This window comes from Pseudomonas sp. CFBP 8772 (genome assembly GCF_014841665.1).
Taxonomy (GTDB): domain Bacteria; phylum Pseudomonadota; class Gammaproteobacteria; order Pseudomonadales; family Pseudomonadaceae; genus Aquipseudomonas; species Aquipseudomonas graminis_B.
The window spans coordinates 526,563-540,534 of record NZ_JACYUI010000002.1 but is presented as its reverse complement, the minus strand read 5'-3'; the positions used below and the strand labels follow the sequence as shown (position 1 = coordinate 540,534).

General features: G+C 61.1%; 13 protein-coding genes. 3 read left to right on the top strand and 10 right to left on the bottom strand.

Features of this window, described 5'->3' with window-relative positions:
- Nucleotides 1-392: 392 nt before the first annotated feature.
- Both IFT99_RS06200 and lgt read right to left on the bottom strand, forming a co-directional pair.
- Nucleotides 393-1,226 carry a thymidylate synthase gene (locus IFT99_RS06200; protein WP_065986719.1) on the bottom strand — a complete coding sequence of 278 codons (834 nt, stop codon included), beginning with the start codon at nt 1,224-1,226 and terminating at the stop codon, nt 393-395.
- A 73-nt stretch (nt 1,227-1,299) separates the two neighbouring features.
- Complete coding sequence (gene lgt, locus IFT99_RS06195) at nt 1,300-2,106, bottom strand: prolipoprotein diacylglyceryl transferase (RefSeq protein ID WP_065986720.1); 807 nt, start codon at nt 2,104-2,106, stop codon at nt 1,300-1,302.
- Nucleotides 2,107-2,372: 266 nt separating this feature from the next.
- On the opposite strand from lgt, the gene IFT99_RS06190 reads away from it, so the two are divergent.
- Nucleotides 2,373-3,119 carry an NRDE family protein gene (locus IFT99_RS06190; protein ID WP_192130850.1) on the top strand — a complete coding sequence of 249 codons (747 nt, stop codon included), beginning with the start codon at nt 2,373-2,375 and terminating at the stop codon, nt 3,117-3,119.
- 55 nt (nt 3,120-3,174) lie between these two features.
- Here IFT99_RS06190 and ptsP read toward each other — a convergent pair whose 3' ends face one another.
- A complete protein-coding gene (ptsP, locus tag IFT99_RS06185; RefSeq protein ID WP_065986723.1) occupies nt 3,175-5,454 on the bottom strand; it encodes a phosphoenolpyruvate--protein phosphotransferase in 2,280 nt (759 codons plus the stop codon).
- A 21-nt stretch (nt 5,455-5,475) separates the two neighbouring features.
- Nucleotides 5,476-5,955, bottom strand: coding sequence for an RNA pyrophosphohydrolase (locus IFT99_RS06180; protein WP_062379340.1), 480 nt, complete (start codon nt 5,953-5,955; stop codon nt 5,476-5,478).
- 166 nt (nt 5,956-6,121) lie between these two features.
- On the opposite strand from IFT99_RS06180, the gene IFT99_RS06175 reads away from it, so the two are divergent.
- Nucleotides 6,122-6,778, top strand: coding sequence for a histidinol-phosphatase (locus IFT99_RS06175; RefSeq protein WP_192130848.1), 657 nt, complete (start codon nt 6,122-6,124; stop codon nt 6,776-6,778).
- 82 nt (nt 6,779-6,860) lie between these two features.
- Here IFT99_RS06175 and IFT99_RS06170 read toward each other — a convergent pair whose 3' ends face one another.
- Both IFT99_RS06170 and ilvA read right to left on the bottom strand, forming a co-directional pair.
- Nucleotides 6,861-7,289 (bottom strand): DUF2269 family protein, encoded by a 429-nt coding sequence (locus tag IFT99_RS06170; RefSeq protein WP_065986727.1) that lies wholly within the window; start codon nt 7,287-7,289, stop codon nt 6,861-6,863.
- A gap of 123 nt (nt 7,290-7,412) precedes the next feature.
- The gene (gene ilvA, locus IFT99_RS06165; RefSeq protein ID WP_192130846.1) at nt 7,413-8,927 is read right to left on the bottom strand and encodes a threonine ammonia-lyase, biosynthetic; all 1,515 of its coding nucleotides are present in this window, start codon (nt 8,925-8,927) and stop codon (nt 7,413-7,415) included.
- A 154-nt stretch (nt 8,928-9,081) separates the two neighbouring features.
- Here ilvA and rpiA point away from each other — a divergent pair, with 154 nt between their 5' ends.
- Nucleotides 9,082-9,753, top strand: coding sequence for a ribose-5-phosphate isomerase RpiA (gene rpiA, locus IFT99_RS06160; RefSeq protein ID WP_192130844.1), 672 nt, complete (start codon nt 9,082-9,084; stop codon nt 9,751-9,753).
- 107 nt (nt 9,754-9,860) lie between these two features.
- On the opposite strand, the gene IFT99_RS06155 is transcribed toward rpiA, so the two are convergent.
- The 4 genes from IFT99_RS06155 to IFT99_RS06140 form a co-directional block, all read right to left on the bottom strand.
- Nucleotides 9,861-10,772 (bottom strand): SdiA-regulated domain-containing protein, encoded by a 912-nt coding sequence (locus tag IFT99_RS06155; RefSeq protein WP_065987346.1) that lies wholly within the window; start codon nt 10,770-10,772, stop codon nt 9,861-9,863.
- Between the two features lie 139 nt (nt 10,773-10,911).
- On the bottom strand, nt 10,912-11,811 hold the full coding sequence (locus IFT99_RS06150) for an SdiA-regulated domain-containing protein (protein WP_192130842.1): 900 nt from the start codon (nt 11,809-11,811) through the stop codon (nt 10,912-10,914).
- Complete coding sequence (locus tag IFT99_RS06145) at nt 11,808-12,476, bottom strand: fumarylacetoacetate hydrolase family protein (RefSeq protein ID WP_065987348.1); 669 nt, start codon at nt 12,474-12,476, stop codon at nt 11,808-11,810. The genes IFT99_RS06150 and IFT99_RS06145 overlap by 4 nt, the downstream gene beginning before the upstream one ends.
- Nucleotides 12,477-12,514: 38 nt before the next feature.
- Nucleotides 12,515-13,909 carry an FAD-binding oxidoreductase gene (locus IFT99_RS06140; RefSeq protein ID WP_192131029.1) on the bottom strand — a complete coding sequence of 465 codons (1,395 nt, stop codon included), beginning with the start codon at nt 13,907-13,909 and terminating at the stop codon, nt 12,515-12,517.
- Between the last annotated feature and the right edge of the window lie 63 nt (nt 13,910-13,972).

Below are 13,972 nucleotides of genomic sequence, written 5' to 3'. Positions count from 1 at the left end.
AACCAGACCATTGAATGCACGCGAATGATTTAGTAGGACCGGCTTTAGCCGGGAAGAGGCCCGTCTGAGCACCATCACTTTTGCGGTGAGGCACCTGACGCATTCCCGGCTAAAGCCGGTCCTACAAGTCGGCGTTCCAGCCAGTCCTATTGAATGCACGCGAATGCTTTAGTAGGACCGGCTTTAGCCGGGAAGAGGCCAGTCTGCACACCGTCACTTTCGCGGTGTGGCATACGACGCCTTCCCGGCTAAAGCCGGTCCCACTGTCAGGATGGGCGTAGGAGCGCGCTTGCCCGCGAACGCAGTGTGTCAGGCAATGTCGAGGCGCAGGCAAATCGCAATCGCGGGCAAGCGCGCTCCTGCAGGTCCAGCGAATGGCTTCGGATCAGCGCTTAAACAGCCACTGGCGCCTTGATGCTCGGATCCGCGTTATAACCCACGATCTCGAAATCTTCGAATCGATAGTCATAGATGCTTTCAGGGCGACGCTTGATGCTCAGCTGCGGCAGCTGTCGCGGGGTGCGGGTGAGCTGCGTCGCGATCTGCTCCTCGTGGTTGGAGTAAGCGTGAGTGTCGCCCAGGCTGACGATGATCTCGTGGGGGATCAGGTCGCATTGCTGAGCCAGCATATGGGTCAGCAGCGCCAGCGCGGCGATGTTGTACGGCAGGCCGAGGAAGACGTCGGAACTGCGGATGTACAACTGCATCGACAGCTTGCCGTCGGCCACGAAGGCCTGGTACAGCAAATGGCACACCGCAAGCGCTTGGCGCCCGGCCTTGACGTTCTCCTGCGGCGACAGCTTCTCGTCTGGCAGGTATTCGGTATTCCAGCCGTGGAACAGGATGCGGCGGCTGTTTGGGTTGTTCTTCAGGCAGTCGACCATGTAGTCGATCTGGTTGATCTTGCCGCCATCCTTGGTTGGCCAGCCGGTCCACTGCGCGCCGTACACCGGGCCCAGATCGCCGTCTTCAGTGGCCCACTCGTCCCAGATGGTCACGCCGTTTTCGTTGAGCCATTTGGTGTTGGTGTTGCCGCTGAGCATCCAGATCAGCTCGTTGGCGATGCTTTTGAAGTGCAGCTTTTTGGTGGTCAGCAGCGGGAAGCCATCGGCCAGGTTGTGGCGAATCTGCCGACCGAACACGGCCGTGGTGCCGGTCCCGGTGCGGTCGCCCTTGCGGGTGCCGTTGTTGATGACGTCCTGCAGCAGTTCAAGGTATTGCTTCATGACCAGAGGCCCTCTGTTTCGGTGAATCCGCCGAACCCATAAGGTCCGGCGTTCAGCAGATGTACCCGGCGCGTCACACCGCAGCGTTGTTGGCAGCGGGCGCGCGGTGGTAAGCAAGCCAGATCAGCACCAGGCCGCCGATGATCATCGGCAGGCTGAGGATCTGCCCCATGGTGACCCAGCCCCAGGCCAGATAACCGAGCTGGGCATCCGGCACGCGGACGAACTCCACCACGAAGCGGAAGATGCCGTAGAACAGCGCGAACATCCCGGAAACAGCCATGGTCGGACGCGGCTTGCGGGAGAAGAAATAGAGAATGACGAACAGTGCCACGCCTTCCAGCGCGAACTGGTAGAGCTGTGATGGGTGGCGCGGCAGCTGCGCAGGGTCGGTGGGGAACACCATGGCCCAGGGCAGATCAGTCGGCTTGCCCCACAGTTCGGCGTTGATGAAGTTGCCGATGCGCCCGGCGCCCAGACCAATCGGCACCATGGGCGCGATGAAGTCCATGAGCTGGAAGAACGACTTGCCGTTGCGCTTGCCGAACCAGTACGTCGCGATCATCACGCCGATGAAGCCGCCGTGGAACGCCATGCCGCCCTTCCACACTTCAAAGATCAGCAGCGGGTTGGCGATGTAGTTGGGCAGATCGTAGAACAGCACGTAGCCCAGCCGTCCACCGACGATGACGCCCATGGCGACCCAGAAAATCATGTCCGAGAGCTTTTCTTTGGTCCACGTCGGGTCAAAGCGATTCAAGCGACGGGATGCCAGGTACCAGGCACTGCCGATACCGACCAGATACATCAGGCCGTACCAATGGATTTGCAGCGGACCGATGGCCACGGCTACCGGGTCAATCTGCGGGTAAGGCAGCATTGCGACTCCTTGAAATAGAAGCGCTCATTGAGCGACGAAGCAGAACTATGCGGCGGCGGCAGCAGGTCGTGCCACCCAATAATGATGAAATCTGGTGTAAGAGCGACCGCGATGAAAGCCTCGCACGCCGACGATGCCGCTCTCACTAGCACGGACATCTCTCAAAAACAGTGCGGCATGTTACCGGACCGCGCCGATCCGCTCTAGCAGCGTGCGATGGATGTCGGCGTGCGGGGTGGGTAAAGTGGCGCAAAAAGGAGTCATCCATGTGCCTTATCGTCTTCGCCTGGCGGCCGACGCACGCTCAGCCGCTGATTCTGGCGGCCAATCGTGACGAGTTCTACGCCCGTCCTACTCTGCCGCTGGCCCAGTGGGAAGACGCGCCGCAGGTGTATGCCGGGCGCGATCTAGAAGCGGGTGGAACGTGGCTGGGTATCAACGCTGGCGGACGATTCGCAGCGCTTACCAACATCCGCGAGCCGGGCAAGCCGCCTGGCCGTCGTTCGCGGGGCGAATTGGTTGCTCGTTTTTTGACCAGCGATGTGTCCATAGATGAGTACCTGAGTGAGATCGCAGCGAGATCAACGGAATACGGCGGGTTCAATCTGCTGGTGGGTGATCGTCAGCAGTTGCACTTCCTCAACGGCAACGATTCGACACCCCGCTGCTTGGAAGCAGGCGTTTACGGTGTGTCCAACGCCGGGCTCGACACGCCGTGGCCTAAGCTGGTGAAAGCCAAAGCCGCCCTGTTCGAACAGCTGAACAATCCTGATCCCGACGCGTTATTTGGCTTTCTCAGCGATCACGCGCCTGCGCCGGACGCTGAACTGCCAAGCACCGGCGTTGGGCTTGCGACGGAGAAATTGCTGTCGAGCGTGTTCATCACCAGCCCCAATTACGGCACGCGGGCGAGCACGGTGTTGCGGGTGAATGCGGATGGCAGCCGGCGGCTGATCGAGCGTAGCTTTGGGCCGTATGGCGGGAGATTGGGTGAGGTGGACCTGCAGATTTGACTCCACCTCTTCCCGGCTGAAGCCGGTCCCACTAAGAGCAGCGCAGCGCCAGCCCTTAGTGCCCCTTCACAGACCCCGGATTGATCATCCGCGACAGGCCCAGATTCCTCAGCGCCAGCTGCAGCGAGCTGCTGATGACTTGCGGGTTATCGTTCTTCATCAGTTGGGCCAACAGGTCCTTGGCCATGCTCAGGTTGATCTGACGCAGCATCCACTTCACTTTCGGCAAGTTGGTGGCGTTCATCGACAGGCTGTCGAAGCCCATCGCCATCAGCAGCACCGCCGCCGCAGGATCACCGGCCATTTCGCCGCAGATGCTCACCGGCTTGCCTTCGGCGTGGGCATCGCGCACCACGCTCTGCAGGGCCTGGAGCACCGCCGGGTGCAGGTAGTCGTACAAATCCGCCACCCGCGGGTTGTTACGGTCGACCGCCAGCAAATACTGGGTCAGGTCGTTGGAGCCGACAGACAGGAAATCCACCTGACGCGCCAGCTCACGGGTCTGATAGACCGCTGCCGGCACTTCAATCATCACGCCCACTGGCGGCATCGGCACGTCGGTGCCTTCATCGCGCACTTCGCCCCATGCCCGGTGGATCAGGTGCAGCGCTTCTTCGGTCTCGTGGGTGCCGGAGATCATCGGCAGCAGAATCCGCAGGTTGTTCAAGCCCTCGCTGGCCTTGAGCATGGCGCGGGTCTGCACCAGGAAGATTTCCGGGTGGTCCAGCGTGACGCGAATGCCGCGCCAGCCGAGGAACGGGTTGTCTTCCTTGATCGGAAAGTACGACAGCGACTTGTCGCCGCCGATGTCCAGCGTTCGCATCGTCACCGGTAACGGGTGAAACGCCGCCAATTGCTCACGGTAGATGGCGAGCTGTTCCTTTTCGCTGGGGAACCGCTGCTGAATCATGAACGGGACTTCGGTGCGGTACAGGCCGACGCCTTCGGCCCCTCGCTGTTGCGCGCGAGCAACGTCTGCCAGCAGACCGGTGTTGACCCACAGCGGCATACGGTGGCCGTCGAGGGTTACGCAGGGCAATTCACGCAGCGCGTCGAGGCCTTGAGAGAGCTGGCGCTCCTCTTCGACGACGACGGAATACTGTTTGATCAAAATCTCTGACGGGTTGGTGAAGACCTCCCCGTGGTAGCCGTCGACGATCAGCTGGATGCCGTCGACTTTCGAGTACGGCAGGTCCACAACGCCCATGACCGTGGGGATCCCCATGGCCCGGGCCAGAATGGCGACGTGGGAGTTACCCGAGCCGAGTACCGAAATCAGGCCTACCAACTTGCCTTCCGGCACCTCGCCGAGCATGGCGGGCGACAGCTCTTCGCTGACCAGGATGGTGTTGTCGGGGTAGACCAGTGTTTGCTGGCGCGCTTCCTGAAGGTAGGCGAGCAGGCGGCGACCGAGGTCTTTGACGTCCGATGCACGCTCACGCAGGTAGGCGTCGTCCATCAGCTCGAAGCGTTTGACGTGCTCGTTGACCACCGAACGCAACGCGCCCTGGGCCCACTGGCCGGTCTTGATGACGTTGGTGACTTCGCTGCCCAGCGACGCATCGTCGAGCATCATCAGGTACACATCAAACAACGCGCGCTCTTCTGGGCGCAATTGTGTGGCCAACTTCGCCGAAAGGGTGCGCATGTCATTGCGCACCCCTTCAAGGGCGGTCTGGAACAGTTTTAGTTCCGCAGTGATATCTGTGACGGTTTTGTCCGGCACGACTTCAAGGTCGGCCGGCGGCAGCATGACCAGCGCGGTACCGACGGCGGCTCCCGGCGAACCTGGCACGCCGACGAATCGGGCTTCCTGGATGCCCTTGCCCTGCCGACCCAGCCCGCGAATGGAGCCGGTGGCTTCTGCGTGGGCGATAACGCCTGCGAGCTGCGCGCTCATCGTCACAAGGAAGGCTTCTTCGCCCTCGTCGAACTGACGTCGCTCCTTTTGCTGGATGACCAGGACGCCCACTACCCTGCGGTGGTGGATGATCGGCGCACCGAGAAACGAGGCGTAGCGTTCTTCGCCGGTTTCGGCAAAGTAGCGATAACGAGGGTGATCGGCGGCGTTTTCGAGGTTGAGCGGTTCTTCACGCGTACCCACCAGACCCACGAGGCCCTCGTTCGGGGCCATGCTCACCTTGCCGATCGAGCGCTTGTTCAGGCCTTCGGTGGCCATCAGCACGAAGCGGTTCGCTTCAGGATCGAGCAGATAGACCGAGCAGACCTGGCTGCTCATGGCCTCTTTTACGCGCAATACAATAATGCCCAACGCCGCCTTGAGATCCTTGGCGGAGTTAACTTCCTGGACGATCTTGCGCAGCGTATTGAGCATGGCTCGGGGTCGAACTCCGTGTCAGTCGCGCGCCAACAGGCGCGGGGCAAGCTCTTTGAGTGCGCGGCGATATACCTCGCGCTTGAATGTCACCACCTGGCCCAGCGGGTACCAATAACTGACCCAACGCCAGCCATCGAACTCCGGTTTGCCGGTCAAATCCATCCGCACCCGCTGCTCGTTGGAGATCAGGCGCAGGAGAAACCATTTTTGCTTCTGGCCGATGCACAGCGGCTGGCTGTGGGTACGGACCAAACGTTGCGGCAGACGATAGCGCAACCAACCCCGGGTGCAGGCAAGAATTTCAACATCATGCCGTTCCAGCCCGACTTCTTCATTCAATTCACGGTAAAGCGCGTCTTCCGGGGTCTCCTGAGGGTTGATACCCCCCTGCGGAAACTGCCAGGCGTCTTGATTGATGCGCCGAGCCCATAAGACCTGGCCAGCATCATTTGTCAGAATTATCCCGACATTAGGGCGAAAACCATCGGGGTCGATCACGGCTACAACCTCGCAAACGCATGTCGCCGCATTGTTCCACAAAGATCGTGAAGGCAGCAACGAGGCTGCGACAGCTTATCGTGACAACTGCATTAATAGATGCGATCTCTCGGGGAAACCTCGTATTCTTGTGCTCTTTTTTCTGATATTTCAGCGAGTAAAGCCCATGCGTCTGGCCCTCTTCGACCTCGACAACACCCTCCTCGGCGGCGACAGCGACCACGCCTGGGGCGATTACCTGTGCGAGCGAGGCATCCTGGACGGTGCTGCGTACAAGGCACGCAACGACGCTTTCTATCAGGACTATCTGGCCGGCACGCTAAACCTGACCGACTACCTGAATTTCAGCCTGGAAATCCTCGGGCGCACTGACATGGCGCAGCTCGACGAATGGCACCGGGAATTCATGCGCGACTGCATCGAACCCCTGATCCTGCTGAAGGCCATGGCCCTCATCGCCAAACACCGCGACGCGGGCGACAAGCTGGTGGTGATCACGGCGACCAACCGTTTCGTGACCGCGCCAATCGTGGCCCGGCTGGGTATCGACACGTTGCTGGCAACCGAGTGCGAGGTCGTCGACGGTCGCTACACCGGGCGCACCACTGACGTGCCGTGCTTCCGCGAAGGCAAAGTCACCCGTCTGAATCGCTGGATCGAAGAAAACGGCTTCAACCTGGACGACAGCTGGTTCTACAGTGATTCGATGAACGATTTGCCACTGCTGGAGCAGGTGGCCAATCCGGTCGCAGTCGATCCTGATGAAAAGCTGCGCGCCGAAGCCACCCGTCGCGGCTGGCCGGTGATTTCACTGCGCGGTTGAAAAGCCTTCGCGAGCAAGCTCGCTCCCACTGTTCTTTGTCGGCAGGTTGAGCTGCGGTGCCGCCAGCTTTGATGACCGGGGGTTAAACCGGTTTGGCGCCCATCAGACCGGCGATCGCCACGAAGCAAACGACACTGAAGATGGCCAGGGCCAGGGTGAAGCGGGAATTACCCACGATCACCGGCCGGCGCAGGCGGTTCACCCGCACCGCCAGCCAGGCCCAGCTCAAGGCGCCGAAGAGATACAGCACGCTCGCCGCCAGCAGCCAGGTCTGTCCCAGCGGCCAACCGGCGTAGTGGACCAGCCACCAGCCGCTGATCGGCAGGGTTAACAGGCACACGCCCATCAGCACCCAGACAAATGCCCACGGCCGTTGCATGGCGCGGTTCTGCACCGTCGCATCGCCGGCCCGACGGCCACGCACGATCCACACGATCAGCCCCAGCGCGCAGATGAACAGCAGCACCGTGCTGGCGATGTGCAGGATTTTCAGTGCAGCGAAGTGTTCCATTGTGTTCGTGTCCCTGTGTCTGGCGGTGCTTGAAGATTAGCAGCCGGTTGCATGCCGCTGCCGCTGTTGATCCTGTAGGTCCGGGCATGAACCGCTGAAGTCAGCAGTGTCAGTCTTCGGAGCTCACCCCAAAAACAGCTTGTACGCCGGGTTCTTGGTCTCGTCCCAGTACGGGTAACCGATCTCCGCCAGCGCCTGGGGCACCAGATGCCGCTCATCCTCCGGCACCACTAACCCCGCCACCACTCGGCCATCCGCCGCACCGTGGTTGCGGTAGTGGAACATCGAAATATTCCATTTCCCGCCGAGCTTGTTCAGGAAGTTGAACAGCGCACCCGGCCGCTCGGGGAATTCAAAGCGCAGTACCACTTCATCGCTGACCCGCTCCGAATGCCCGCCGACCATGTGCCGTAAATGCAGCTTGGCCAGTTCGTTGTCGGTCAGGTCCAGCACCGGAAAACCCTGTTCCGTCAGGCTCGCGATCAGGGCTTTGCGGGGATCCGTGTCGGGGTGGGTCTGCACGCCGACGAAGATGTGCGCCTCGCGGTCGGTGTGGTAGCGGTAGTTGAATTCGGTGATCTGACGCTTGCCGATGGCCTCGCAGAAGGCCTTGAAGCTGCCCGCCTGTTCCGGAATGGTCACGGCAATGATCGCCTCGCGGCCTTCGCCCAGTTCGGCGCGCTCGGCGACGTGGCGCAGGCGGTCGAAGTTGACGTTGGCGCCGGAGTCGATGGCAACGAAGGTCTGCCCGGCGACTTCGTACTGTTCGGCGTACTTCTTGATCCCGGCCACGCCCAGCGCGCCGGCGGGCTCGGTGATCGATCGGGTGTCGTCGTAGATGTCCTTGATCGCCGCACAGATTTCATCGGTGCTGACGGTGATGACTTCGTCGACGTAATCCTTGCAGATGTCGAAGGTGTACTGCCCGATCTGCGCCACCGCCACGCCATCGGCAAACAGCCCGACCTGCTGCAGCACCACCCGCTCGCCGTAGGCCATGGCCTGTTGCAGGCAGTTCGAGTCATCCGGCTCAACGCCGATCACCTTGATTTCCGGGCGCAGGTATTTGACGTAGGCCGCAATGCCGGCGATCAGCCCGCCGCCGCCCACCGGGACAAAGATCGCGTCCAGCGGGCCCTGATGCTGGCGCAGGATTTCCATCGCCACGGTGCCTTGCCCGGCAATGGTGTCAGGGTCGTCGTAGGGGTGGACGTAGACGTAGCCGTGTTCCTCGACCAGCTTCAGCGAATACGCCAGCGCTTCGGGAAACGAGTCGCCGTGCAGTACGACCTTTCCACCCCGGGAGCGCACGCCTTCGACCTTGATCTCGGGGGTGGTCTTCGGCATCACGATGGTGGCCGACACGCCCAAGGTCTTCGCCGCCAGCGCCAGGCCTTGGGCATGGTTGCCCGCCGACGCCGTCACCACGCCCCGCGCCAGTTCTTCCGGGCTCAGCTGCGCCAGCTTGTTGTACGCGCCGCGAATCTTGAAGGAGTACACCGGCTGCAAGTCTTCGCGCTTGAGCAGCACGTTGTTGCCCAGACGTTGGGAGAGCTGGCGGGCGGCGTGCAGCGGGGTTTCCACGGCAACGTCGTACACGCGGGAGTTAAGGATCTTTTTGACGTAGTGCTCGAGCATCGGGGAAGAATCGCTGGCGAAGGGGCAAGACCCGGAAGTCTACCCCTCGTCCCGGCGCACGACCATATCAAGACTCAGGCTTTGGCCACGGCATGTCGTTATACTGCCGGCCCTCGGACCTATCGCTATTCCCTGTAACCGGAGCCCACCTCGCATGACCCAGGATCAACTCAAACAGGCCGTTGCCCAGGCCGCCGTCGATTTCATCCTTCCGAAGCTCGACGACAAAAGCGTCGTGGGCGTGGGCACCGGCTCTACCGCCAATTGCTTCATCGACGCACTGGCCCTGCACAAAGGCGCGTTCGACGGCGCGGTGGCGAGCTCCGACGCAACGGCCGCACGCCTCAAGGGCCACGGCATTCCGGTGTATGAGCTGAACACGGTCAGCGACCTGGAGTTTTACGTCGACGGCGCCGACGAAAGCGACGAGCACCTGAACCTGATCAAAGGCGGCGGCGCAGCCCTGACCCGCGAGAAGATCGTGGCCGCCGTGGCCAAAACCTTCATCTGTATCGCTGATGCCAGCAAGCTGGTGCCGGTGCTGGGCGCGTTCCCCCTGCCGGTTGAAGTGATCCCGATGGCCCGCAGCCACGTGGCCCGAGAACTCGTGAAGCTGGGCGGCGACCCGGTCTACCGCGAGGGCGTGCTGACCGACAACGGCAACATCATCCTCGATGTGCACAACATGAACATCACCAACCCGGTGGAAGCGGAAGCGCAGATCAACAACATCGTCGGCGTCGTCACCAACGGCCTGTTCGCCGCGCGCCCGGCGGATCTGCTGCTGCTGGGGACCCAAGAAGGCGTGAAAACCCTCAAGCGCTGATTGTTGCGGGGCAAGGCTGATTTTGCTGGACAGCGGTGGGCTCGGGATCTCGGTCACGCCTACCCGTGATGCGCAGCTCTCCCAACCTCGCCACATCCAGCGCCGGGTTAGCGTTTCTTGAACACATAAAACAGGTTCGGCTCGCTCACCACGTACAACGTGCCGTCTTCCCCCATGGCGATGCCTTCAGCCTGGGGCACGCTTTTGCTCAGGCCCATGCTGCCCTTGGTCAGTGACACGTTAGCGACGGGCTTGCCCTCAGTGTCCAGCTCGAGAATCTGCCGCGACTCATCCGACAGCGCCAGCAAGTGCCCGCTGCGCTCATCGAACTGCAGACTGGAAAGGTCACGGACGAACAGGCCGGCATCCCGCTGCTTGCTGGACGTCACTTCCAGGATGTTCGGGGAATGGGTTCCGGCGTCAGGAAAGCCGCGCACTTCGATGATCTGCACCGGCCGCCGCTCTTTGGCGACGAACAGGCGGCGGCCCTGATTATCGTAGGCCAGGCCTTCGAAGCCGTTATTGCCGCCGGCATCCATGCCCAGGGTCAACTGCTCGGCATCGGCGGCGTCGAGGAATGTCGTGTCGTCATCCACGTGAACCTTGATCAGCCGCTGACTGTGCTCGTCACTGATGACGTAAATCCCGGGGCTGATGTATTCGACCGCTTCAGCGTCTCCGAACCCGGTCAGGGGAATTCGTCTGAGAATCCGCCCTTCCAGGCTCAGCTCGACCAGCTCGGGATTTTTGTTGGTCACGGTAAAGAGGGTCTTGCGTTGCGGATCGAAGCTGAGGGCCGAGACGTTAGCCGTCAGGCCGTCGATGGCCCGCGCCTCAATCTCGACCTCATAGGCGTCGAGGCCCAGCGCTTGCGCGTCGCTGGATTGCCAGAACACGTACCAGTTGAACCAGAGCCGCTCGATGACCCGGTATTCGCGCGCCACGAAAAAGGACGCGGTCAGTATCAACAGGACAAGTAACGTGAGCAGGACGCTCTGGAACGGGGACACACGACGCATGCAGGGGGCTCGACTTCAGTGGGGCGGCTTTAATATCACCGTATTCTGAAGCCAAACTGAAAGCGATGTGACATCTCGTTCGACCTTTTCAGAGCTCAAGCGAAAGTGGGCAGACCATCAAGTCGAAACCGGCCCGGCGTCACTGCCGCTTGAAGGTGTAAAACAGGTTGGGCTCGCTGACCATGTAAATGGTGCCGTTCTCGTCCATCGCCACCCCTTCGGCGCGCGGGATGGTCTGGCTCAGCCCGTTGAAACCATGCAGCAGCGTCATGAAGCTGACCTGATTCCCCTTGCCGTCCAGTTCCAGCAGCATGTGCGACTCGGCGGACAGCACCAGCAAATGCCCGGTCCTCTGGTCCGCGTACAGGGACGACAGATTGCGCACGATCAGGTTGTCGTTGATCAGCTTGCGCTTCTCGCCCTTCACTTCGCTGCTGCCGTCGGCCTTCCAGCTGTACAACGCCGGCGGACGCTCTTCGCCAAACAGGAACTGCTGATCCCGAGGGTCCCAGGCGATGCCTTCGAAGGCTTTGTTCTGATCCTTCGACGGACCCAGGTCGTACTTGGGGAAGTCGGCGATGTTGAGGGTTTTGGTTTCAGGCGTGACGTGGACGATGGTCATCAGGTGCTGACGCTCATCGACGATGGCAATCAGGCCGTCGCCCAGAACGGCTACACCCTCAGGGTTGCCCCAGCCTACAAGCGGGATTTTGCGAATGACGTCGCCGGTCAGCGTGATCTCGGAAAGGAAAGGGTTTTTACCCATCACCGAATACAGGGTTTTGGTCGCCGGGTCGTAGGACAGGTCCGAGGCCTCGTCTTCTTCCATGCCGGCCAGCGGCTTGGCGTCGATGTCGACCTTGTAATCCGGCAGCCAGATGCCCGCTGCGCGCTCGGCCTGCGTGACGTTGCGCTCGCGCAGCCACAACAGGCCGCGATCGTCCCAGTGCCAGGCATAAGACAGACCGGCCAAAATCACCAGCGCTGCAACGAGCAACCACCACCAGCGGAAACGCGCACGGCTTTTACGCTGTGTCATCCGCGAACGTCGCTTTCGAAACGGCTCTGGCCAGTCAGCTCCAGCACGATCTCATCGCCAACAGTGAACGGTCCTACGCCTGCGGGCGTGCCGGTCATGATCAGGTCGCCGGCCTGCAGCGAGAACTGCGAGGCCATGTGCTGGATCATCGGCACGATCGGGTTGAGCATGTGGCTGCTGTTGCCGTCCTGGCGGACTTCGCCGTTGATGGTCAGGCGGATGGCGATGTCGGTCAGATCGGGGTAGGCGTCAGCGGATACGAACGGCGCAATGACCGCCGCGCCGTCGAACGACTTGGCGATTTCCCAGGGCAGGCCCTTCTCTTTCAGCTTCGACTGCACGTCACGCAGCGTCAGGTCCAGGCCCGGGGCGAAGCCGGAGATTGCGTCGAGGACTTCTTCGCGGCTCGGGTTCTTGCTCAGCGGCTTGCCGATCAGCACGACAATCTCGGCTTCGTAGTGCACCGAACCCCGGTCCTGAGGAATGCTGAAGCCCCCCTCAATACCGACCACGCAGCTGCCCGGTTTGATGAACAGCAATGGCTCGGTCGGTACCGGGTTGTCCAGTTCCTTGGCGTGCTCGGCGTAATTGCGGCCGATGCAAACGACTTTACCGAGCGGAAAGTGAACCTTGGTGCCGTCGACGTACTTGTGCTGATAGCTCATGAGCGCTCCTGAGAAGCTTGTTGTAATGGGGGAACCGCTTACACCGCGAAGATTTTGCCGGGGTTCATGATGCCGTTCGGGTCGAACACCGCTTTGACGGCCTTCATGTATTCGATTTCCACCGGCGAACGGCTGTAGTGCAGGTAGTCACGCTTGGTCATACCGACGCCGTGTTCTGCGGAGATCGAGCCGTTGTACTTCTGGACGATCTCGAACACCCACTTGTTCACCGTTGCGCACTTGGCAAAGAACTCGTCCTTGCTCAGGTTTTCCGGTTTGAGGATGTTCAGGTGCAGATTGCCGTCGCCGATATGGCCGAACCATACGATTTCGAAATCCGGGTAATGCTGGCCAACGATCGCGTCCACTTCAGCAAGAAACGCCGGGACCTTCGAAACGGTGACCGAGATGTCGTTCTTGTACGGCGTGAAGTGGGAGATGGTTTCAGAAATGTATTCGCGCAGTTTCCACAGATTCTGCAGTTGCTGTTCGCTCTGGCTCATCACGCCATCCAGCACCCAGCCCTGCTCAACACAGTGCTCGAAGGTTTCCAGCGCGTGGTTGGCCACTTCTTCGGTGGTCGCTTCGAATTCCAGCAGTGCGTAGAACGGGCACTCGGTTTCGAACGGGGACGGCACGTCACCGCGGGCCATGACCTTGGCCAGCGCCTTGTCCGAGAAGAACTCGAATGCGGTCAGGTCCAGCTTGCTCTGGAACGCGTGCAGCACCGGCATGATGGCGTTGAAATCGGTGGTCCCGAGGACCATCGCGGTGAGGTTTTTCGGCGCGCGGTCCAGACGCATGGTCGCCTCGACCACGAACCCGAGCGTGCCTTCAGCGCCAATGAATAGTTGGCGCATGTCATAGCCGGTGGCGTTTTTGATGAGGTCTTTGTTCAGTTCGAGAAGGTCGCCCTTGCCGGTGACGACTTTGAGGCCCGCGACCCAGTTGCGGGTCATGCCGTAACGAATCACTTTGATCCCGCCGGCGTTGGTGCCGATGTTGCCGCCGATATTACTGGAGCCTGAAGACGCGAAGTCCACCGGGTAATACAAGCCGTTTTCTTCGGCGAGATTCTGCAGCTGCTTGGTGACCACGCCTGGCTGGCAGATGGCAGTGCGGTCTGTCAGGTTGAGTTCGAGCACCTGATTCATGTAATCGAAATTGACGACCACCTCACCGTTGGCGGCAACGGCGGCGGCGGACAACCCGGTGCGACCACCCGACGGCACCAGCGCAACCTTGCGTTCGTTGGCCCAGCGGACGATCGCCTGCACCTGTTCGGTGGTCTTCGGAAAGACGATGGCGGTGGGCGCCGGGGCGAAATGTTTGGTCCAGTCCTTGCCGTAGGTTTCGAGGGAATCGGCGTCGGTCAGGACCTTGCCGGGCTCAACCAGGGTCTTCAGCTCATCTATCAGCGCAGGATGGGTCATCAACAGAACTCTCGAACAATTCATGGTCATCCTGAGAACGGCTCACGTCCAGGAATGGGGTGT